This window comes from Streptomyces sp. CA-243310 (assembly GCF_050936775.1).
In the GTDB taxonomy this organism is placed as follows: domain Bacteria; phylum Actinomycetota; class Actinomycetes; order Streptomycetales; family Streptomycetaceae; genus Streptomyces.
Genome location: NZ_JBNJMF010000005.1, coordinates 81,257 through 100,668, shown reverse-complemented (window position 1 = coordinate 100,668; position 19,412 = coordinate 81,257). Strand labels below are relative to the sequence as shown.

The window sequence follows — 19,412 nt, the reverse complement described above, 5'->3', positions numbered from 1 at the left end:
GTCCAGTTATCGCCCGGGGGTTATAAAACCACGTCGCTTTGTGCACCAGGGAGACAATCCGCCGACCGCTTCCACAGGGGCGGTCGGCGGATTGTGCACTGGGGAGACATTCGGGGTGGGCGGTGGTCGCGGGCGTCTCGTGGACCGGCAGGGGGGGAGAAATCACCCCCGGGTGATAACGACACGCCGAAAGTGCAGTGGGGAGACACGAAAGTGCAGCAGGGAGACAATCGCGTATGCTGCCGTTGCCTGGCCCTACTGATCTTGAGGAGCGGACCACCGCGATGACTGCACAGCCTCAGCAGCAGCCGCGCCGGAGGCCGGCCTCGCCCGGAGCTCCGCCGCCTCCGCCGCCCAGCGCGTTCCGGGCACCCGGAGCGCTGCGGCGTACCAACGTGGTCAACCTGCCGGACGGCTACCGGGCCAGTGTCGAGCCGCCGGTCACCAGCGACGGCTTCCTGGGCGAGGACTTCGTCATGGACAGCCAGGCGTTCCTGTGCTGGCTCTCGGACTACTACCGCGACGACATCGTCACCCTGCGGCTGATCATCCGGATGATGGGGATCCAGAAGCCCGGCGGGACGGTGGAGGCGACCCAGAGCAAGCTGGCCGACCTCCTGAAGGTCAAGCAGAGCCAGATCTCCCGGTCGCTCAAGGACACCGGAGCCCTCGGGGTCACCGCCAAGGTGAAGGCCGGCCTCTACCAGCTCCACCCGCGGCTCTCGCTGCGCGGCGGCAGGGTGCCGGTGGAGCCGAAGGCGGGTATGCGGGCACAGGGGACACTGAAGGTGGATCAGCTCTCGCTGCTGGACGCCATCGAGGACAACCCGGATCTGCCCGAGGTGTTCAAGGAACTGCGGCAGCTCCCGAAGCCGGAGGAGAAGCCGCTCCGGGAGGACAAGGCGCGCGCCCAGGCCCGCGCCAAGGAGGATGGGACGTCATGACGATCGCTGTGGAGCACGTCGCGCCGGAGTACGTCTGGACGGCCAACAACGCCCTGGTGTTCGCCCCGCGCGGCATGCCGCCGTCCGCGTACCCGGTGCTGATCCACCTCCTGGGCCGCCAGGAGCCGGGCGGGCGCCTCCTGGTCACCCACGGCACCCTCGCCACCGAACTCGGCATCACCCGAACGAAGATCACCCGCGCCCTTCAGCACCTCGCCTTCGCCCGGATGGTGTGGAAGGAGGGCAACGGCGCCTACCGCCTCAGCCCGCTGATCGCCGGGTTCCGCACCCCAGCCGAGCAGCTCCAAGCCATCGGCGCGATGCACGACGACGACCGCTTCGACCATCCCGACTTCCAAGAGCGCTACGAGCGGCAGATCGCGGCGTACGAGGCGGAGAAGCAAGCCAAGGCAGCCGAGCGGCAGAAGCGGCTGGAGCCGCCCATCGACCTCGCCGCCCGCCGGCGCATCTGACCTCCTGTCCGTAGCGGCGTTGCACCCACCGGTGCGGCGCCGTTCGCATGTCCAGGGGAACCCGCATCTGCGGGCCTGCGCGCGCAGCAGCACTCAGCCGAGCAGCACGTCGGTGGCAGCAGCCGGCCCCGGTGCAGCGGCCGCCCGCTGCACCGGTGAGGTTGGCCTTGCTACACGAGCAGCAGCCGTGTGCCACCCGGGTCGTGCGAATGCTGCGCTGCGCTGCACCCCGGAGACGGGGCCTGCTGCACCCCGCCGGTCAGCAGCAGCACGAGCAGCAGCGCCGCCTTGCACCCTTCACCGCCAGGAGCAGCAGGGGCAGCATGACCGCGCTGCACCGGACCGCCGCCGGGGCCCTGGGCCGGGCCGGTCGCGGGTGCCGTCTTGCACCCCAATGTAGGTAGGTACTTGTAGTACCTATGTGCGGCTTGTATCTCCTTCCCTCTGAGAGCAGAGCTCGGGGCGGGAACGGGGAGGAGACCGGCGGTGAGCCAACGCCGAAGTTCTGCTGCTGGCGCCGGCTCTTCCAGGTCGGCAGCACCGCGCCGGGCCCGTGAGGCGCTGTACGCCTCTGTGGGCGCCTCGGAGGCTTGGTCGCCCTCGGGGAGCCGAAAGGGCGTTCTGGCGCCGCAGGCGGCCGTACAGCGCCGGGAAGGATCATGTGCGCGGAACGGCATCCGACGGCTCGATACGGGTGAGGGGCGGGTGTTGTGTGCCCGCGCGGCAAGCTTCGCTCTCAGGGGGAAGAGAACTCAACCCGCACATAGGTACTACAAGTACCTACCTACATTGGGGTGCAAGAACGGTCTGCGAGGCCGGCTCCGAGTGGTCCGCTCGGCCTGCGGCTTCGAGGAGGGCGCAGGGGCCGACGGGTGCAAGGCTGGCCGGTGAGCGGGGGCTACAGGTCCAGGGCCATCGTTTCGCAGTAGCCGAGGGCTATGGCTGCCTGGGTGAGATCGCCCTCGGCTGCGGATCGGTGGGCCATGTCGATCATCGTGACGATGCCTTGCAGTGGTCTGTCCACGTCGTCGGCGGTCTGGCGCTCGTCCAGGCTGGCGCTCAGCACTCTGTCGGCTTGGTCCAGGACGTCGGACCAGATGCAGCCGAACGCCTTGGGGTCTACGCCGGTCAGGGGCGTGAGCCACAGGTCGGCGTGGGACTGGAGGAGTTGCTCGGCGGGCCGGTAGTCCAGGACTGTTCCGCACGTCATCGAGCCGGCGTCGGTGTGCATGGCCGCGGTGGGCCAGGCGGGCAGGGCTTCGGTGTGGGCGGGGCACAGGAACGCGAGCCAGGCCGCGCCGGTGCCAGCCTCGACCTCGGGCCCCTGCCGGAGCGCGGTCGCCTGGGCGGGGCAGCGCACGACGGTGCGGAGCGCGGTGATGGGGCGGTTGGCGGTGAGCTGGTGGAGGGATGTCACCGAGAGCTCCTTCGGGGGTCAGACCTCGATGTAGGCCACGACCACGACGGTGCGCAGCGCGGTGACGAAGTACAGGACGCGGACGGCTTCGAGCTCGTCGGTGTACTGGCGCAGCTGGGGGCCGGTGGTGTCGCCGGGGATCGGGTCGCCGATGTCGGGGTCCACGGAGATGACGACCAGGGCGCGGTCCAGGGCGTGGATCTCCGCCTCGGTGGTGATGTTCTCCAGCTGCTTGGCGGCGGAGTCGGAGAAGGCGATCCGGGCGCGGCGCCGGCCGTGCGGTGTGGCCATCAGGCGATGGCCGGGCGCTGGACTGCGAGGCGGGTGAGGTGTGCCTCGCGCAGCTCCTCCCACGGGGTGCACTGCTCGGGGTCGGGCAGGCCGTTGGTGGCGATGTCCTCCAGGACGGCGGCGAACCGGTCGGCGTCGGCGCGGGTCTTGGCCGCGTACGCACGGACCGCGTCGGCGGCCGCGGGCTCCAGCTGCCAGGCGGCGGTGTCAGCGGGGGCCGGCTGTTCGCTCATCGAGGGCTCCAGAGGGCAGAACTGGCATGTCTCACCACGGTATCGCCGGGCTGCCGGGCCCGGGACCAGTCCGGCCGAACCCATCTCCGTGGCTACGTTCCGTACTGCTCCGACGCGTGCGGGATGTCAACTCTTACGTGTCACGCGCCACCCCGAAAACGGCCCCTGGAGAGCCCCACGACCCCGAGAAACGGACAAACAGGGACAGATTCAGGGCAGCGTGACACATAGGAGTGGACATGCGTGACAGCTACTCTCCGTCAGCGTGACGCCAGGCCGGACTCTTCGCCGACGCGACCGGGAGCGGCGTCGACTGTCCTCTGACATGGAACTTAGATCGATTGCCATCGAAGTTGGACCGGGGGGCGCGGAGGTCCGTGAAGACGCATCAGATAGCAACCGGATTGTCACACCCTGCTTCTAGGATCGGCAGCTTGACCAGCAGGGAGAGAAACCGTTGCCACCGAAGTTGAGGGTCTGTGCTGACCCGTCCTGCGAGCGCGTCTACACCGCTACCAACAAGTTCTGCACCCGGCACCGAATGCGGACCGCCACCTGCCAAGAGTCGCGCTGCGGCCGACAGTTCACATCAGCGGGCGGCCGGTACTGCTCTCGCCATCGGTACCCAGAACGGGAGTGCCTGGTCGACGGGTGTATCCACCGTTTCCGCGCATCGAATCGAATCTGCTCGGCATGCAGGGAGATCTTCCGGGAGTGCGCCTCTGATGGCTGCGACGCTTTCTACAAGGGGAATGCTCGGCACTGCCGGGCCTGCCTAACCCCTGAGCGCACCTGCGCCGATCCCGACTGCCTGACCCTGTTCAGAGGAACGACGCGGCTCTGCTGGGAGCATCGAGCCGTCGACCGGACCTGCGAGGCTGACGGCTGCGAGAACACCTACCGCGGTACGACGCTGCTGTGTTTATCGTGCCGGACGGTTGAGCGGGAGTGCTCCAACGAGGACTGCACAACGATGTACTGGGGTGACCGTGCCCTGTGCCATGGCTGCCGGATGTCCGACCGGATCTGCTCCGACTGCGAGAAGGAGTTTCGGGGTCGGACGACGAGATGCGGACCATGCTGGTGGGCCCAGATCCCGGCAGAAGTGCGAGCGGCTATCAGCCGGGCGAGCGGGAATGCGTACCGGGCACGAAAGCTGGCCGCACAGGTGGCTGGTCCGGTACCCGCCGCTGAGTACCAGCGGATCCGCGCCGAGGGCCCCTGCGTGTACTGCGGTGGCGCCGCGACCGAGGTCGATCACATACGGCCTCTGGCCACGCACGGTGGATGGGAGCACGCGTCAAACCTGGTCCCCGCGTGCCGAACGTGCAATGCCAGCAAGAGCGATCGCTTGTTGACCGAGTGGGACCAGGTTCGGGTGTTCCGTGCAGTGCGAACGTCGGAGAAAGTGGCCGTCGAGTATGAGTGCCAGCGTCAAGAGCTCGTGGGTGTGAACGATGCCTGATGAAGCCCATGATCTGCCACCGACGCTGCGATCCAACATCGATGGCAATCGGTCCAAGTTCGATGTCACCGGACATCGACCTGCTGCTGCCAGGCCGACAGCCAGGTGGTGAGCTCATCCTCGGTATAGCGGGTCGCCTTCCCCTCCAGACTTCCGGCCGGCACGGGGATGCCGCGCCTCGGCGAATGCCCCCGCATGTACTTGCGCGCCGTGGGAGCTGTCCAGGGAAGGATCTTCTTCGCGCACGCTTCCGTCAGTGAGTACCTGGGAGGAGCCGGAGGCGGCTCGGGCGCAGTCGTGGACTGCTGCGGTCGGCGCTCGTGCTCGATCATCGGTTCCATCGTGGCGAGGATGCGGCGCAGGGGCGCATCCGGGGCGCCGGCTGCGAGGGCCTGCGCCGCTAGCTCGGCCACGGTGGACCCGGCGGTGCGCAGGCTCGCCACCCTGCGATTGCGTAGCTCCACCGCGTCCGCGAGGTCCTTAAGCAGCTGCGTCCAGTCCATGCCCCGCACAACGTCCGTGGTCGGGCGGGAGTGACGGGCAGCGGCGTGTGGGCAATCGGGGGTCCGGGCGCGGTGGCGGGGTGCAACGCGGGGGTGCAACACGCCTGCTCGCGTTGCAGCGGAGACGTCTTCGCAGGTCAGGCCCGCAACAGGAGGTCTGTTGCAATGTGGTGCGCAAGTGCGTTGCGCGGCAGCGTTGCACTCTGTGTGCAACCGAGGGTGACGAACGCCGAGGTTGCGGGTCTGGGCCTCACAGCTCACAGGCCGGATGATCCGGAACCTGTTCACCAGGGAAAACAGCCCGCCACCTCCCAGGCAAACAGGGCATACATTCACATTAGCCTCACAGCTCACAGGCTGGCCGGCAGGGTGTTGTGAGGGTGTTGTCGTCGCTCAGCGTGAACCTCACAGCAGGCGCGGGGGGAAGCAGTCGCACTGCCCGCACTTGTCGCAGCCCGCGCAGTCGAGGCAGAAGGCGAAGGGCCATGGCCCGGGGCAGGAGCAGATCGGGTTGTAGTCGGGGTCGCCTTGGCCGGGATAGAGCGGTTCACCGAAGGGCGGCTCAGTCCAGGCGTCGACGGTCCCGTCGCCGCGCAGTTCCTCGTAGTGGTGGCCGATGTCGCTGTGCTCCTCCCAGACGGCGACGACCTCCTGGCCGTGGTTCATGCCCGGCTCCCCGGGGTGATGGCGCGGGTGAGGAACGAGGAGAGCTCGGCCGCGGCTTCGGAGTCGGCGGTGGCCAGCCGGGCCGCGAAGGACAGCTGGTCGACGTCGGCGTTGGCCACGAGCTGGGTGAGTACCGCGAGCAGTGCGGCGTGGGCAAGGACCGGCGGGTGCAGGAGGCCGGCGGCGGCGTCGCGGGCGGCCGGGTCGGCGTAGTGCCCGCGGTGCGCGGCGAGGGCGCGGGCGAGCCAGGCGTCGACGTCGGGCTGCACGTACGAGCCGGCGCGGCGGGTGAGCTCGTCGCGGACTGCTTCGTCGCCGTGGCGGGGTTCGGTCTGCTCCAGCGTGCCGAGCTCGCGCAGCGCCTGGAGCTCGTCGGCGCGGGCCGCGATCCGCTGGGCTTCGCGCAGCTCGGCTTCCCGGGTGGCGGCGGCCGCGGCGTCGGCGGCGAGCTCGGCCTGGACGACGTCGTCGGTGTCCGGGTCGTAGACGGTGCCCGGCGCCGCGTCGGCGAGCAGCTGGGCGAGGCGCTCCCACTCCGCGAGCTCCGCGCGGCCGCGTGCGTCGTCGGCCAGGTCCTCGTGCCGGGACGCCTGCCGGGCGCCGAACCGTGCGTCCTCGAGGGCCGCCGCGACGGCGCCGGCGTCCATGTCCTTCGCCCGGCGCCGTACGACGCGGCGGCCGATGCGCGCGGGGTCGACCGGCTCACGGGGCGCAGCGAGGCGTGGGGCGAGCGGTCGGTGGGTGGTCTCGCCGGGCGGCCAGAAGCGGGTCATCTTCGGTCTCGCATTCATCGTATGAATTCGGAAGCGGGCCGCCGCCAGAGCGCTGTACGGCGGCCCGCAGATTGGTTTATAGCAGGTCCGAAATTCGCCCGGGTCAGAACCGGAAGGAAATTGACGTCACGGCTGTGAAATCCGCGCGGAGGCCATCCGCCCGTGTGCCCCATTCCGTGAAATACGACTCGGTGATGGCCTGAGCGACGATCGGATGCAGCTCCTCCTCCGTGGCGCCAGCGTCCTGGAGCTCCAGGATCTGCTTCACGTAGGTGGGCGAGATGTCCGTGGTGATCTGGCGTTCGCGGCCGTCGTCCGAGCTGCCCGTGCAGGTGAATCCGAAGTACGCCGTCACCTCCACCATCATCCCCCTGGAGGTGGATGCCTGCGCGCGTGCTTGTGCCCTGACCTGCGGTTGCCACTCCGATTCCGTCTCCTCCACCAGGGCGGCCTGAAGCCGCTTCTGTGGGGTCTTCAGCTTCCCGGCGAGGTAGCGCTCCACCGTCCGGCGTGAGGTGCCCAGGCGCTCCGCCACGGCTGCGGTGGACCCGTCCTCGCGCGTGCGGAGGAATTTCATGCGTGCCTTTGCCGATTTCGGGGCGGGCCGGGTGAAGAGCTTCCGCTCCGCCCGTGCGAGGGCCTCCAGGACCTTGCCGCGGCGCGGGGCCGGCCGCTGCTGCTCGTGATCGCTCATGCCCCAAGGAGGCCATCGCGCCCCTGTGGACAGAGGCCGGGCTCCGGCGACCAAGTCGGCTGTCAGAGCCGGGTGTTAAGCAGGACCCGGGTGGGGGAGGCTGCGGATGACAAGGGGAGGAACGCTGTGGGGAAGCGAACAGGGGTGCGCAAGGGTGCCCGTCGATCGGGAAATCCGGCACGTCGGGAGGCGCAGCAGGGTCTGTACTCGGGGAACGTGCTGGGCGAGCGCATGTACGCCGCCCCCACCACGGCCGACCGGTCCGCGAGGCAGCCGGGAGACATCATTCCGGTGCCCGTCCCGGTTCTGCCGGACGGGCTGGTGGTCCGGGACGCGACCCGCGCCGACGCCGGCCCGCTGCAGCCGGTGATCCGGCTGGCCGATCCGGACAACCCCGACGGCTCCTGGCGGGCGATTCCCTCCGTGATCGACCAGAGCCTCGATCCGGAGGCGCTCACGTACGCGCGAGTGGTGCAGGTGACGGCGTCCGGCGAGCTGGCTGGCGGCATGCTCGCGCTGCCGTCGACGTGGGCCTTCACCCACCCCATGCTCATCGGGTCGCCCAACGTGCGCATCATCGCCGGTCTCATCGCCTGCCTGGACTCCCTCGCGGTGGTCGACCGGTGGCGCGGCAAGGGCGTCGCGCGCGCCCTGGTCGCCGAAGCGGAGAGGGCGGCGGGCTCACGTCCGGCCGGGAAGCTGGGCGCGGCGGTCCTGTATGCCACGCATGAGCCGGAGCTGACGGACTTCTACGCCGGGCTCGGCTTCACCCTGTCCCCCGACGGCATCGGCATCCCCACACCGGCCGGCTTCGTCTGTCACAGCCCGATCGAGGGCTTCCGCTTCTCGGTGAAGCCGCTGCGCACCGGCATCCAGATGGAATCCATGGCCACCCCGTACGGGCGGCATCTGGTCATCCGGGGCATCCTGCCGGTCCCGGCGCGCTGACTCACAGGCGGGTGACGGTGTAGCCCGTGTCGTTGACGGCGCGGGTCCATGCGTCGCGGTCGAACCATTTGCTGATGGTCGGCTGCATCTCGGTGATGGTGCGCATCCGTGCTTCCCAGTCGTGTCCGGCCGGGCCGCGGCTGCCGTCGCAGCCGGTGCAGCCGTCCTCGCCGTGGATGTGGCCGGCCATCCAGGCGTTGACCGCCACGTTGACGATGACGGCGTACAGGTCGCCGCCGGTCTGTGCCAGGGAGTCCGGGACACCGGCGAGGACCAGGGCGAGCTCGGGATTGTCGAGCGGCGGCATCGGGGCCTGGCCCGCGCCCTTGTCGCTGCTGCTCTCCTCGTAGGTGCGCACGCTGTCGGCGAGACGGTCGGCGAGGGCGCTGGCGTCGAAGTACCGCCACGCGGAGCGCACCTGGATCCCGAGCCGTTCAGCCACGGTGCCGACGTTCTTCTCGATGGTGTCCTCAACCGTCGACGGCGCGAGCGTCACCCCCCCCGGTGAGCGAGCTCCGCGAGCGTCTGGGCAACGGCTTCCTTGAACGCCTTCGTGTTCCGCACCCCCGCATCGTAGGGGCGCCGCGGCAGCGGCCGACCGGCTTCACCTACATTGAGGGCAACGACGCACAGCTCGTCCGGGAGACGTTGCCGGTGGCGGCTGCCACCATCGGGCATGCCCATCAGCTGGGAGTACGCCCGCTTCCTCTACCTGACGCAGAACGCCAAGGTGCGGCTGGACCCTGACGAGCTCATCCAACATGCCTAGTCTGAGGCAGCACGGCCACGTCTTCTTCGGTGACATCGGCCCCGCCGGCCCTCTTGTGCACTGGATCCCCCACCGGCGGCCGTAGGGGTAGGTCACCTCACGTCGGCTCCGGTGTCACTTCCTGTTTCAGATCCTGGTCAAGCGCACGCAGAAGAGCGTGGGCAAGGAGGAGGGCAGGGAGAACGAACTCTGCTCGGTAGGAGTGGGGTGAGGCCTGGTGCACACCGAGATGACGATTGAAGGTGTCCTGCGTGGCTACTCCCGGCGCAAAGGCGTTGCTCAGGCCTACCAGGACAAGGAAGTGCTTGAACTGGAGCAATGTGAGATCGGCCCAGGAGGTCGAGTCGCCCAGCGCGCTGGCGATGGTGGGGTGGTGCGTCTTCTTCTTCTGGTATTCGGCTTGCGGAAACGTGCTTCTGATCCAGTCGTTGCCGTGTCGGTGCATGGCGGTCTCCAGCACGTTGCCCGCCAACGCCTGGGCGCCTTCGTCGAAACCCGCCTGTGCCGTACGGACGGCCTTGTTGAGGAGGAGCGACATACCCGCAAGCGCGGGGTGCGTGACGCACTGCAGGCTGGCTTCGATGTCGTCCAGGACATCATCGCGCCGCTCCGCCAAGAAGGTGCAGCGCTCCACATTCGTGCTCAGCGATAGTGCAGACCTGACGATCGATGTCCGGGGCGCCCACGCCAGCGAGAGGCCGTCTTCCTCGCACATGTACAAGATCCTGGACAGTTCATCCTGGTTCAGCCCGCGGAGGTTCGGGGGAAGGAACTGCGCGGCCGTTCTCGCGAGCTCGGCCAGCAGGGTGAGGGGCAGCGACAAGCTGCTGACTGCCTTGCTGATACGGCTGTGCAAGTCGTCGACCTGGCGAGCGAGAGCCATGACGGCTGGGACGACTGGTCCGATCTGCGTCAGAAACTGTTGTTGCGCCCGCACAACCATCTCAATCACAGGGACCACCGCGCGGGCGGTCGCCTCGATCTGAGCGGAGTCCATCTGCTCGGCGTAGGCGGCTACGGGGTCGCGGGCGTCGTTCACGGAGTCGACAGCAAGCCTTGCCGCGTAGAGGCCGGATAGATCCACCTTCGCACCGCTCTCCAGCCCGGCTATGTCTCCGCCGTGGAAGTCCTCGTCGTCAGCTTTCCCGCTCGACCTGTCCTCGTCGCTCATGGGCCCATGATCCCGGCTCCGCTTACGGAGCGCACCCCCTTTCGGGGGCACCATCAACGTGCCGTCAGACGGCATTGTTCTGCGGCTGATGGGGCTGATCCAGCTGCTGCTCACGCTTGCGCTGCTCAGTGCGCAGAGCCTCCACTGCCGAGGTGAACTGCCTCAGGTTGTCCGCTTCGTTGGCCTGGTTGTACGGAGCGATCGACAGGTTGAGAGCGGTGAGGTGCTGCTCGATCTCGTCTGCGGTCTGCTGAAGGTTGAATCCGCGCTCGCGGAACTTGAAGAACCCCGACACGGCCGTGATGATCGTGACGCTTGCACCGAGAGCGATGATGATGCCTTTACCTGGCTGCGGGGGGTCATACACGGCGGAGGCCGCCGTGATGCCGGCCGAGCAGAGGATGAGCGCCATCTGAAGCCAGTTGTGCCACCGCCTGTACCGGCGGCTCTCCGCCCCCAGTCGCGCAATCTCCTGGGGCAGAACCTCCTTGTACGCGAACTGCCTTACCTGGGCCGGCCTGGCGTTTTCGACAGCGTGCAGAACACGCGCCTCCTCCGCCAGCTCCAGTTCCATCCTGAGTTGGTCGACCGACTTGACGTCCATGGTCGTGCCAGTGGCAAAGAACACGACGGCCAACACTGCCATGGCTATCAGGAGAGGCACGTTGTAAGGCGCCATGTCGTACCGCTTCCAGGTGACCGCCGTGGGCACGGCCACTAACAGGGCAAGCACGACAATCCCGATCCACGAGCCATGGAGCCGTATGCGATCCCGCCGTGCGACCTTGACGGCGCGGCGAAGTTCCACCGCCTTCTGATGCAACGTGACCGGGGTATCGACAGGGTCGGTCGATACCCCGGCACGTGGTGTAGTAGCGATGACGCCGCTCTCCCTTGAACCAGCCGGCCGGAGGGCGCACTGAGCCACCCCCGTGTCCGGACGCAAACCTGCACAAGCCCCCACCCGAATGGCAGAGACGGGTCAAACGTCGTCGAGTGAGTTGCCTCTAGGCAACCCGAATCGCGAAACAACCGCACGATTTCGCCCTTGCCATGCAAGACAGGGGTGCGCGCCAGCGCAGCCGAGCCGAAGACCCAGTGCCCACGTCCTCCATTGCCCCGCACCGACTCCGACGCAAGCTCCGGAGTCCGGCGTGAGGTGCCCAGGCACTCCGCCACGGCTGCGGTGGACCCGGCCTCGCGCGTGCGGAGGAATTTCATGCGTGCTTTTGCCGATTTCGGGGCGGGCCGGGTGAAGAGCTTGCGCTCCGCCCGTGCGAGGGCCTCAGGATCTTGCCGCGGCGGGGGGGCCGGGTGCTGCTGCTCGTGATCGCTCATGGGTCCATCAGGCCATCGGGTCCCTGTGGATAAGGGACGGCCATCCGCGGTTGCCGTTCCTGTTCCTGCGCGCTGACGTCAGCGGCGGGAGGCGTTGTCAGTGGCGGCTGCCACCATCGGCCATGCCCATCAGCCGGGAGTACGCACGCTCCCTCTTCGCGGACCTGACGCACAACGCCCAGGTGCCGCTGGACCCTGACGAGCTCATCCACACGCCTGGCCTGCGGCAGCACGGCCACGTCTTCTTCGGCGACATAGCGGTGCGCGCCTACAAGCACAAGGCCCGCTGGACGTACGACGAACGCGACATCCGCGCCGCCGGCCGCGCGCTCGCGGACATGGAGGTGCGCCTGGACGACGTCGTGGACGTCCAGCTGCCCGCCTACCGGGACACTCCGGAGCGCGACCCGGAAAAGTGGGATCGGCCCGACTGGCGGCGCCGCCTGGTGTCGTGGATGTTCGACCGGGCCCGCAGCCAGCTGCTCGATCAGGGGCGGCACTACGACGAATGGGGCTCCTGGCGGGTCATCGGTGCGAACGGCCTGCCCGGCGAGCTGACATGGGAGGAGTTCATCGCGTCCAGCAACACCCGGTACCGGCAGAACATCGCCGGTACCCGGCCGCTTCAGCTGCTGACCTGGTCCGGCGAGACGTGGCTGCTGCCGCGCGCCTACAGCGAGATCCTTGACCGCTGGGAGCAGCGGGAGGAGGAGCTGACCGCCCGCGCCAGGCTCTGCTCCTGCGGCACGCAGGGTCCTTACTGGGGCGGCTGGAGGCGGCACAACCCGAGGACGGGGTACGTCACCCTGTGCCCGCAGTGTGCCGGGGAATCCTGCCAGCTCTACACCGGCCACCTGCGGGGCGTCCTCTACGAGACACCGCGTCGGCGCAACACCCGAGCCGACGACTACCTGTGCCGGTTGTGCAAGGAGAGCCCCGCTTCGGCGTGGGATCACTGCCACGAGCACGGCTACGTCCGAGGACCGCTCTGCGGCAGCTGCAATACCCGCGAGGGTATGGGCATTGCGTACCACTTCCTCCAGCTCGAAGGCGGCGCGCTGCACCTCCTGGAGTGCCGTGGCTGCCTCGAACAGCGGACCCTTCCGCCGCGGTTCCACCTGGCCGTAGCCCGGGCCCACCTGGAACGGACCGAGCGGCACGGCCGCTGCAGCAAGCAGCCCTACGTCCGCGAGGTGGAGGACGCGCTCGGTGTCCACCGGTTCCGCCTGGAGTGCAGCGGCTGGCACGTGACCGGCAACTGGACGAAGGACGTCACGGCGGCCGAGGTGGCCACGCTCGTGCGGGCCTTCGCCGACGCGGTCCTCGCCGCACAGGAAGGCCGGCCTCCGGCCGTCGACGGCTCCACAGGGGCGGGGTGACCGGCGTACGGCGGTGTCGTTGAGCACGGCCTCGCGTGCACGGACATCCGAGCTCTCCCGTACGCGAGCGAGCCCGGACCACTTCGGTCCGGGCTCGCAGCCTGTTCGGGGTACGGCCTCTACAGCTGGAAGCCGAGGTCGAGCACGTCGTTGATCTGGACTTCCTGGAGGGAGCCGGCGCGGCGGCCGCTGTCCTGGAAGTAGACCTCCTTGAGTGCTTCGGCGGTGAGCTCGCGCAGCCGGTCTTCGCTGGCGCCCTGCTCCTGGGCGGTGAAGAGGCGGGCCGCGTACTGAGGCGGGAGGGCGACGGTGATGTGCCGTTGGCGGTCCTCATCGGTGGACTCCATCGACGCTCCGGCGTAGCCGAGGCGGGCGTGGACGTCGATGACGATGCCGCCGGTCGTCGCCGCTTTCTCCTTCGCCTTGGCCCGGATCTGGGGCTGCCACCGGGCCTTCACCTCGCGCTCCAAGCGCGCGGCGAGGTCCCGGCGGGGCTTCTTGATCTGGCCCTTCACGTAACGCTCGACGGTGCGCTGGGAGACCCGCAGCATCTGGGCGACGGCCTTGGTGCCGCCCAGCTGCTTGACCAGGTACCGCATCTGCGGGCCCGCGTTCTTCGGTGCCGGGCGGGTGAATGCCTTCTGCACCGCCTGGTTGAGGCCGTCCCCGAACTCCTTGTTCATGCTCCCTACTCCCCGTTGTCCTTGTCGGTGACGGTGCCGTCCTTGATGTACCGGGCGAGGTTGAGCTCAGGCGCCTGGAACTGCTCCCTGGCACCCTCTCCCCACAGCACGGTCTGCGTGCCCTCGTGCTTGACCAGGCCGGGGTTGACCCCGAGCTTGAAGCCGCCCGGCAGCGGCTTGCCCTCGCGGTAGGGCAGGAAGTCCAGCGGGCTCTGGCCGTCGACGGCGTAGACGACGCAGTCGGAGAGGATCGCGACCGGGTACTGCCCGGTGAACGACGCGTGCTTGACCATCTTGCGGTGCAGGTTGATCCGGGTGCGGGAGATGACCGCCGCGCGGATGTCGGGCCGCCACGTGGGGCGTTCCAGGGCCCGCCACCGTTCGCCGGACGTCCAGCCCTCGCCGCGGGGCCGCTCGCGCAGCTTCCCCAGCCCGCCCTTCACGGTCGCCTTGACCGCGCCCACGACGATGGCCATCTGCGGGTCGCGGATCTTGTAGCCGTCCATCGCCGCGAGGAAGTCGGCCGGCGACAGGTCCGCGTCGACACCGAGGTCGGCCATCGTCGACAGGTAGGCGTCGCGCAGCCGGCTGTACCAGCCGTCCAGGTAGCGGCCGTTCTCGTACCGCACGTACGCCTCGGTCGGCGTCACGTCGTACCCGAGCTCCACCGCGTAAGCGACGGTCGGCGTCGCGTACCAGGCAGGGCCCTCGGGCCGGTCGCCCTTCGGCGTGAACGGGGAAGGCAGCAGCGAGCCGTCCAGCTCCACCCACTCCTTGCCGACCTTCACCCGCGACAGGTCGACGTGGCTGAGGTCGACCAGCCAGCTCCCCGGGAGCTTCGGGTCGAACACCGGGTTCTTGACGTGCGTCGGCTCGCCCAGGCCGACGACCAGCCCGTTCGCTCCGGCGGCGAACGCCATGTTGACGTCCAGGCCCACGAGGTGGGAGCGCATGCATTCATCGTCGGTGAGCGGGCGCGCCCAGTCGTACGCCTCCTCAAAAAGCTTCTCGCCGGGGCTGCGGACGTGAAAGCGCGGCAGGTCCGCCAGGAGCGGGTGCCCGTCGGGGGCCTCGCACGGCGCGCAGTCCACCGGGTCCGTGCCCAGGGAGCCGGGCGTCGTGTCGTCGGCCCGCCGCAGGACGCCGGTCTCCTCGTCCCGCACGGCGTGGGTCGGCGGGTGCAGGGCGGTCATGAGCTCGAGGCCGGTGACGGCGGTGGAGCCGCGCGGCGTCATCACCCGGGACGCATACGCGCCCAGGACACGGGCGAGCTCCGCCGGCGGCAGCTGCCCGGCGGCACCCCAGAAGCGGGGGTCCAGCGCGTTCCACGACGGGATGCACAGCTGGACGCACTGGCGGTCGGAGCCCTGGGCGGGGCGGTAGATCCGAGCCCACGGGCCGAACCCGCGCTTGGTGAGCTGCCAGTCGGCGCGGGTCAGCTGCTTGATGACCTTGTGGCCCTCCGGGATCCGCCCGGCGATCCGCTCCTGTTCGGTGAGGGCCACCGGGAGGCCGTAGCGCTCGCACGCGGCCGCGGTGAGCACGATCAGCGGGTCGGCCGGCCTGCCCGGACCGGACAGCTTCGGCTGCCCGAGGTTCGCCTCCTTGAGGGTCCAGTCCACGAGGGACTGCAGGCTCTTGGCGGGCACGTCCAGGACCAGGCCGCCGACGCAGTACGCGAGCACCTTCCCGTCCTCGACGTCGACGACCGCCAGCGGCCCGTTCTCGAACCGCGGATCGCTCTCGCCCTCCGCAGTCGCGGCCGGGGCCGCCTTCTTCGCACCGGGGCGGCGCGACGTCGACGTCGGCTCGGTGGTGGGCGCCGAACCCTCAGGGGCCCCCGGAGCCGTGGCGGCAGGAGCGGGAGCGGAACTGGTCTGGGTGTTCTCGGTTGCAGTCGTGGCCACAGCCTTGGGCGCCGGACCTGTGGACACCGGCGGAGTTTCGGCCGGGGCGGGCACGGCGGTGAACGTGGCTGGCACCGCGGTGGCAGAGACGGTGGCGGCCGCGTCGGCCGGGGCGGGGTAGAGCTCCGCGAGCTGCTTCAGCAGCCGTGCGTACGCATCACGCTCCGGCGGCCTCGGCTCCGTCCTGCCGGACTCCCACCCGGACACCGTGGCCCGGCGCACCTTCAGCGCGGTGGCCACCTCGTCGATCGTCAGCCCGTGCGCGGCCCGCAGACGCTTGCGCTCCGCCGGCGGCGGCAGTACGGAGCGGGACGCGACCAGCGCGTCGACCGCATCGAACAACTCGGACATGGAACACCTCCTGACCACTACCCTATCCCATGAAACGTACGTTGTGCGTACGTTCGCCGTACGAACTACGCACATTGCTGGATGCGCCTGCGTAGAAATGCACACTTCCGTAAGCTGGTGTGCATGACGGAGACGACGTACTCGATCGTGGAAGCACGCGCCCGGCTGGGCGCCATCGCGCGCGAGGTCAGCGCCACACGGGAGCCGGTCGCCATCACCGATCACGGTCACACCGTCGCCGTGCTGGTCAGCCCCGCCGATGCCGTCGAGCTCCAGGAGCTGCGGGCCCTCGCGGCCTACCGCGCACGCCAGGAACGCGGCGAGAGCGCCGGCGTCCCCCACGCCGAGGCGTACCGCCGCATCTTCGGCGGAGCCGAGGCGTGAGCTACGAGGTCATCTGGGAGCCCGAAGCCCTCGCCCAGGCGGAGAAGTTCGCCAAAGACGACCCCGACGGAGTGCGGCAGGTATTCACCGCCGTCGACCATCTCGCCGATGACCCCCGGCCCGAGGGCGCGGTCGGTGCCGCCGACGTCCTGAGGATCCACGTCGGCGCATACCGGGTGATGTACGAGATCAGCGATCAGCAGGTCCGCGTCAGCGTCATCCACCTCGGCCGCCTGCGCTGAACACCCGCCTACGGAGGGCGGGGTTCCGCCCAGGCACGCCCCCGTACTTCTTGCCGCTGCTGGCCCGAGCCGGGCAGGTCGGCCCGGTGCCTGTCGTACGGTCAGCGTGCCGGGCTCGCGGTGTGCTGGCGGGCGAGAGGGAAGGGCGACGTCTTGCACATGGTGATGCCGGTGACGACGCTGCCGGTGTAACTGGTCGGGTCTTCGCGGAAGGTGATCGACCAGCGGTGTTGCTGAAGGCGGTCCCACTCCTGGTTCAGGCAGCTTGTCAGCGTGCGCAGCCCGGGGTCGAGGATCCAGGTGCCGTCGCGGTACGGCTCGAAGCCAATGCGGGACCAGGCACGTCCCAGGCTGGAGCACGCCGTGGCGTAGTCGAAGCTCGCGTCACGTTCCAGAGGGCCGGGGAAGAGGGCGATCAGTCCGGACCCGTGGCTGAGGTAGTCCAGGGCAAGTCCGGTGAGGTAGACACCCAGCCCTTGGCCACGGAATCGGCGGTCGATGGTGACCCGGTCCACAATGGCGGTTTTGCCCGCTAGGGCGAGCCGATCGTGGAGGTCTTGGCGGAGGTCGCCGTCCGGCCGGTAGAGGGCCGTGCCGATGGCACAGAGGTCGCTGCTCAGGTTATCGAGGGCGTCGACGATGTTCAGGCATCGGTCTTGGTCGGCGATGACGATCCGAATCGAGCCGAAGGATTCGCTCGGGCCGCCGTCGTCCTTGAAGTGCATGCCGACATCCCAGTGCTGGACGCCGTCGTCGAAGGCCGGGTCGGATGAGTGCTCACTGCTGTAGGTGAGCATGAAGTCGTCGATGCCGACGACTTCTACGACGTGGCTGGCCTCTTCACCATTGCCCTGGGCAGTGGTTTCGGGACTGGTCTGCAGGCTACTCACAGTGCGTCGCTTTCCGGGCGGGCGTGGGGGATGGTCGGGCGGGAGCTGTCGTGCTCGGTGACCGCCATACCGGGGACAGACCTGGAAAGGGCCTGGGGTGTGGTGAGGATGAGTTGCCCGCCCCCGCCGGCAGTCGCGGTACAGATGTCGAGAACCGCGGTGGCGAGCCGTTCTCCTGCTGCTCCACCCCCGAGGCCGTCGAGGGGCGAGTCGAGCCACTGGAGGGGCGCCAGCCTGACTAGGGGCATGGTCCGTGCCGCTTCGAGAAGCATGAGGTGGTACGCCACATGGGCGACGCTGACCAGGCCGGCGGAGCGGGCGAGCTGGCGCATCGTGCGGTTGTTGATCCTCGGGGTGAACGTCTTCGGGTCGATGACCGCGCTGCGGATCCGGTCAGGGGCCATGGGGATCACTAGCTCGGCGTAGATCTGGGACAACTGCTTCGCGGTCTGCTTGCGGTGTTCCTGAGCGTCGCCCTCGGCGGCCGCCCATGCCTTCTCCGCATCCTCTGCCCGCTGGGAGGACGCGGCGGCGAGTTGTTCCAGCTCCCTGATCCGAGCCAGCTCCTTGCGGCGCTCTTTCAGCGCCGCGAGCTTGGCCCGGGCCTCGCGCTCACCCGCGCTCGCCTGCGCGCGAGCGGCCTCCCGTGGCGTGATCTCCTGCGCCCGGTAGGCGGCTGCCCGACCAATGAGGCGCTGTGCTTCCTGTTCAGCCTTCTGGCGGGTGGTGACCGCCTGCTGCGCTGTCGTGTTGCCGCCGGCGATCGCTGCCTCGGAGGCCGCGAGCGCGGTCTTGGCCTTCGCTACCGCTTCAGCACGGTGTGCCTGGCGGGCGGGCAGCTCCAGGTCGGGCTGCCGGCACTGGGGGCACACCGGGCCGGGGCCGGAAAGCCCGCGCAGTTGCTGTTCGCATTCCGAGCAGTGGGTCCGGGGCCTAGCGGCTTCCTCGGCGCGGGCCAGGGCTTGCCGGGCCAGCCCGCGGGATTCATAGCGTGCGGCCTGGGCCTGCTGGAGCCGGTCGGCTGTAGAGGCCGCGGCCGATACCGCCTGCCATCCGCCGGCGACCTCCTTGTCCCGGCCTGCCTGTACACCGTGGTGGTGCTCCAGTTCGCGGACGATCCGCAGGACCTCGGCCACGTATCCGTCCGCAGCTTTGGAGAGGGTCTCTTCCTCCATGTCGAAGTCGAACGAGGTGGGCAGACCGTAGGCCAGGCGCTGCTCGTTCGCCTTGCGCTGCGCGGTCGAGTCCCGCGTCGCGCGGCTTCGAGACGACTTGGCCTGGGCCTTGAGTCGCGCCCCGTTCTCGTCCAGAGCGCCGAGGCAGACCTCCAGAGTGACGGACATGTCCTGAGGATTGACCGCGCCGAACGTCCTTTGCGGGGCGTGTACCTGCTGGAGGTAGTGCAGGGCCATCACACAGTCGATGGTCACGCTCCCGCTCGGTGTCTCGACGGCCGGGATGCCCATCAGCTCGAGTGTGAAGGAGCCTGCCGAGCGGTCACCTCGTTCAGGCCGGACCGGCAGTGTGGTGCACTCGCCGGTCGTCTCGCAGACGAAGGTGACCTCTTGGCGGGCCAGATCGAGCGTTGCCTCCCACACCTCGGTTTTGGCCCGGACCCGGACCCTGATTGCCTCGCACTGCTCGGAGATAACGCTGCTCAGGACAGGAGTGGTGGCGCCCAGGGCGACAAACGCAGCCTCCGAGACGGTGCTGCCGCCGGCTCCGACCTCGGCGCGCAGTTGCCGGAGCGGTGCATCAAGATCGAGACCGTCCCAAGCGCCGTCAATCAGAAACTCTTCCCGCAGGAACACGAAGGTGTCCGACATGACGTCCTCATCGCTCACACGCACCCTCCCTGGGCGGGGGTGCGCCGACAGCCTTCAACGACCAC

21 protein-coding genes are annotated in these 19,412 nt (G+C 69.0%); 7 read left to right on the top strand and 14 right to left on the bottom strand.

Translation table 11 applies throughout. From position 1 onward, the window contains the following. Positions 1–284 precede the first annotated feature (284 nt). Both ACQEVM_RS38360 and ACQEVM_RS38355 read left to right on the top strand, forming a co-directional pair. Positions 285–944, top strand: coding sequence for a hypothetical protein (locus tag ACQEVM_RS38360; RefSeq protein WP_433087379.1), 660 nt, complete (start codon positions 285–287; stop codon positions 942–944). Next, positions 941–1,417 carry a hypothetical protein gene (locus ACQEVM_RS38355; protein WP_433087377.1) on the top strand — a complete coding sequence of 159 codons (477 nt, stop codon included), beginning with the start codon at positions 941–943 and terminating at the stop codon, positions 1,415–1,417. Before ACQEVM_RS38360 ends, ACQEVM_RS38355 begins: the two co-directional genes overlap by 4 nt. An 898-nt stretch (positions 1,418–2,315) precedes the next feature. Here the strand turns inward: ACQEVM_RS38355 and ACQEVM_RS38350 are convergent. The 3 genes from ACQEVM_RS38350 to ACQEVM_RS38340 are packed head-to-tail and all read right to left on the bottom strand — an operon-like array spanning position 2,316 to position 3,358. Then, positions 2,316–2,834 (bottom strand): hypothetical protein, encoded by a 519-nt coding sequence (locus ACQEVM_RS38350; protein WP_433087375.1) that lies wholly within the window; start codon positions 2,832–2,834, stop codon positions 2,316–2,318. 18 nt (positions 2,835–2,852) lie between these two features. After that, positions 2,853–3,125 (bottom strand): hypothetical protein, encoded by a 273-nt coding sequence (locus tag ACQEVM_RS38345; protein WP_433087373.1) that lies wholly within the window; start codon positions 3,123–3,125, stop codon positions 2,853–2,855. Next, positions 3,125–3,358, bottom strand: coding sequence for a hypothetical protein (locus ACQEVM_RS38340; protein ID WP_433087371.1), 234 nt, complete (start codon positions 3,356–3,358; stop codon positions 3,125–3,127). The genes ACQEVM_RS38345 and ACQEVM_RS38340 overlap by 1 nt, the downstream gene beginning before the upstream one ends. Before the next feature lie 541 nt (positions 3,359–3,899). Here ACQEVM_RS38340 and ACQEVM_RS38335 point away from each other — a divergent pair. Continuing rightward, a complete protein-coding gene (locus tag ACQEVM_RS38335; RefSeq protein WP_433087369.1) occupies positions 3,900–4,823 on the top strand; it encodes an HNH endonuclease in 924 nt (307 codons plus the stop codon). 65 nt (positions 4,824–4,888) lie between these two features. On the opposite strand, the gene ACQEVM_RS38330 is transcribed toward ACQEVM_RS38335, so the two are convergent. From ACQEVM_RS38330 to tpg (ACQEVM_RS38315), 4 genes are all read right to left on the bottom strand, one after another. After that, positions 4,889–5,326, bottom strand: a complete 438-nt coding sequence (locus ACQEVM_RS38330) for a hypothetical protein (RefSeq protein ID WP_433087367.1) — start codon at positions 5,324–5,326, stop codon at positions 4,889–4,891. A gap of 405 nt (positions 5,327–5,731) precedes the next feature. Continuing rightward, complete coding sequence (locus tag ACQEVM_RS38325) at positions 5,732–5,992, bottom strand: hypothetical protein (RefSeq protein WP_433087365.1); 261 nt, start codon at positions 5,990–5,992, stop codon at positions 5,732–5,734. After that, positions 5,989–6,765 (bottom strand): hypothetical protein, encoded by a 777-nt coding sequence (locus ACQEVM_RS38320; RefSeq protein WP_433087387.1) that lies wholly within the window; start codon positions 6,763–6,765, stop codon positions 5,989–5,991. The genes ACQEVM_RS38325 and ACQEVM_RS38320 overlap by 4 nt, the downstream gene beginning before the upstream one ends. Before the next feature lie 103 nt (positions 6,766–6,868). Further along, on the bottom strand, positions 6,869–7,459 hold the full coding sequence (gene tpg, locus ACQEVM_RS38315; RefSeq protein ID WP_433087363.1) for a telomere-protecting terminal protein Tpg: 591 nt from the start codon (positions 7,457–7,459) through the stop codon (positions 6,869–6,871). Between the two features lie 126 nt (positions 7,460–7,585). On the opposite strand from tpg (ACQEVM_RS38315), the gene ACQEVM_RS38310 reads away from it, so the two are divergent. After that, positions 7,586–8,407 (top strand): GNAT family N-acetyltransferase, encoded by an 822-nt coding sequence (locus ACQEVM_RS38310; protein WP_433087361.1) that lies wholly within the window; start codon positions 7,586–7,588, stop codon positions 8,405–8,407. A gap of 1 nt (position 8,408) precedes the next feature. Here ACQEVM_RS38310 and ACQEVM_RS38305 read toward each other — a convergent pair whose 3' ends face one another. The 3 genes from ACQEVM_RS38305 to ACQEVM_RS38295 form a co-directional block, all read right to left on the bottom strand. Beyond that, positions 8,409–8,849: a hypothetical protein gene (locus ACQEVM_RS38305; RefSeq protein WP_433087359.1), complete on the bottom strand. Its 441-nt coding sequence runs from the start codon at positions 8,847–8,849 to the stop codon at positions 8,409–8,411. Between the two features lie 424 nt (positions 8,850–9,273). Continuing rightward, entirely contained in the window at positions 9,274–10,347 is a 1,074-nt protein-coding gene (locus ACQEVM_RS38300; RefSeq protein ID WP_433087357.1) for a hypothetical protein, read from the bottom strand. 64 nt (positions 10,348–10,411) lie between these two features. Beyond that, entirely contained in the window at positions 10,412–11,170 is a 759-nt protein-coding gene (locus ACQEVM_RS38295) for a DUF4231 domain-containing protein (protein ID WP_433087355.1), read from the bottom strand. A gap of 637 nt (positions 11,171–11,807) precedes the next feature. Here ACQEVM_RS38295 and ACQEVM_RS38290 point away from each other — a divergent pair. Beyond that, positions 11,808–13,064, top strand: a complete 1,257-nt coding sequence (locus tag ACQEVM_RS38290; RefSeq protein ID WP_433087353.1) for an endonuclease domain-containing protein — start codon at positions 11,808–11,810, stop codon at positions 13,062–13,064. A 119-nt stretch (positions 13,065–13,183) separates the two neighbouring features. Here the strand turns inward: ACQEVM_RS38290 and tpg (ACQEVM_RS38285) are convergent, their stop codons facing one another. Both tpg (ACQEVM_RS38285) and tap read right to left on the bottom strand, forming a co-directional pair. Further along, the gene (tpg, locus tag ACQEVM_RS38285) at positions 13,184–13,747 is read right to left on the bottom strand and encodes a telomere-protecting terminal protein Tpg (protein ID WP_433087351.1); all 564 of its coding nucleotides are present in this window, start codon (positions 13,745–13,747) and stop codon (positions 13,184–13,186) included. 5 nt (positions 13,748–13,752) lie between these two features. Beyond that, on the bottom strand, positions 13,753–16,005 hold the full coding sequence (tap, locus tag ACQEVM_RS38280) for a telomere-associated protein Tap (protein WP_433087349.1): 2,253 nt from the start codon (positions 16,003–16,005) through the stop codon (positions 13,753–13,755). Positions 16,006–16,128: 123 nt separating this feature from the next. Here tap and ACQEVM_RS38275 point away from each other — a divergent pair, with 123 nt between their 5' ends. Both ACQEVM_RS38275 and ACQEVM_RS38270 read left to right on the top strand, forming a co-directional pair. Beyond that, positions 16,129–16,389, top strand: a complete 261-nt coding sequence (locus ACQEVM_RS38275; protein ID WP_433087347.1) for a type II toxin-antitoxin system Phd/YefM family antitoxin — start codon at positions 16,129–16,131, stop codon at positions 16,387–16,389. After that, positions 16,386–16,631, top strand: a complete 246-nt coding sequence (locus ACQEVM_RS38270) for a type II toxin-antitoxin system RelE family toxin (protein ID WP_433087345.1) — start codon at positions 16,386–16,388, stop codon at positions 16,629–16,631. The genes ACQEVM_RS38275 and ACQEVM_RS38270 overlap by 4 nt, the downstream gene beginning before the upstream one ends. A gap of 101 nt (positions 16,632–16,732) precedes the next feature. Here the strand turns inward: ACQEVM_RS38270 and ACQEVM_RS38265 are convergent, their stop codons facing one another. Next, positions 16,733–17,521: a hypothetical protein gene (locus ACQEVM_RS38265; protein WP_433087343.1), complete on the bottom strand. Its 789-nt coding sequence runs from the start codon at positions 17,519–17,521 to the stop codon at positions 16,733–16,735. Next, positions 17,518–19,365, bottom strand: coding sequence for a hypothetical protein (locus ACQEVM_RS38260; RefSeq protein WP_433087341.1), 1,848 nt, complete (start codon positions 19,363–19,365; stop codon positions 17,518–17,520). The genes ACQEVM_RS38265 and ACQEVM_RS38260 overlap by 4 nt, the downstream gene beginning before the upstream one ends. Positions 19,366–19,412 lie beyond the last annotated feature (47 nt).

What these genes read in the sequence shown, in the direction of transcription:
- ACQEVM_RS38355 (WP_433087377.1), top strand. Translation starts at nt 941, where the DNA reads ATGACGATCGCTGTGGAGCACGTCGCGCCGGAGTACGTCTGGACGGCC.
- ACQEVM_RS38330 (WP_433087367.1), bottom strand. Translation starts at nt 5,326, where the DNA reads ATGGACTGGACGCAGCTGCTTAAGGACCTCGCGGACGCGGTGGAGCTA.
- ACQEVM_RS38300 (WP_433087357.1), bottom strand. Translation starts at nt 10,347, where the DNA reads ATGAGCGACGAGGACAGGTCGAGCGGGAAAGCTGACGACGAGGACTTC.
- ACQEVM_RS38320 (WP_433087387.1), bottom strand. Translation starts at nt 6,765, where the DNA reads ATGACCCGCTTCTGGCCGCCCGGCGAGACCACCCACCGACCGCTCGCC.
- ACQEVM_RS38345 (WP_433087373.1), bottom strand. Translation starts at nt 3,125, where the DNA reads ATGGCCACACCGCACGGCCGGCGCCGCGCCCGGATCGCCTTCTCCGAC.
- ACQEVM_RS38340 (WP_433087371.1), bottom strand. Translation starts at nt 3,358, where the DNA reads ATGAGCGAACAGCCGGCCCCCGCTGACACCGCCGCCTGGCAGCTGGAG.
- tap (WP_433087349.1), bottom strand. Translation starts at nt 16,005, where the DNA reads ATGTCCGAGTTGTTCGATGCGGTCGACGCGCTGGTCGCGTCCCGCTCC.
- ACQEVM_RS38290 (WP_433087353.1), top strand. Translation starts at nt 11,808, where the DNA reads ATGCCCATCAGCCGGGAGTACGCACGCTCCCTCTTCGCGGACCTGACG.
- ACQEVM_RS38335 (WP_433087369.1), top strand. Translation starts at nt 3,900, where the DNA reads ATGCGGACCGCCACCTGCCAAGAGTCGCGCTGCGGCCGACAGTTCACA.
- ACQEVM_RS38360 (WP_433087379.1), top strand. Translation starts at nt 285, where the DNA reads ATGACTGCACAGCCTCAGCAGCAGCCGCGCCGGAGGCCGGCCTCGCCC.
- ACQEVM_RS38275 (WP_433087347.1), top strand. Translation starts at nt 16,129, where the DNA reads ATGACGGAGACGACGTACTCGATCGTGGAAGCACGCGCCCGGCTGGGC.
- tpg (WP_433087363.1), bottom strand. Translation starts at nt 7,459, where the DNA reads ATGAGCGATCACGAGCAGCAGCGGCCGGCCCCGCGCCGCGGCAAGGTC.
- ACQEVM_RS38325 (WP_433087365.1), bottom strand. Translation starts at nt 5,992, where the DNA reads ATGAACCACGGCCAGGAGGTCGTCGCCGTCTGGGAGGAGCACAGCGAC.
- tpg (WP_433087351.1), bottom strand. Translation starts at nt 13,747, where the DNA reads ATGAACAAGGAGTTCGGGGACGGCCTCAACCAGGCGGTGCAGAAGGCA.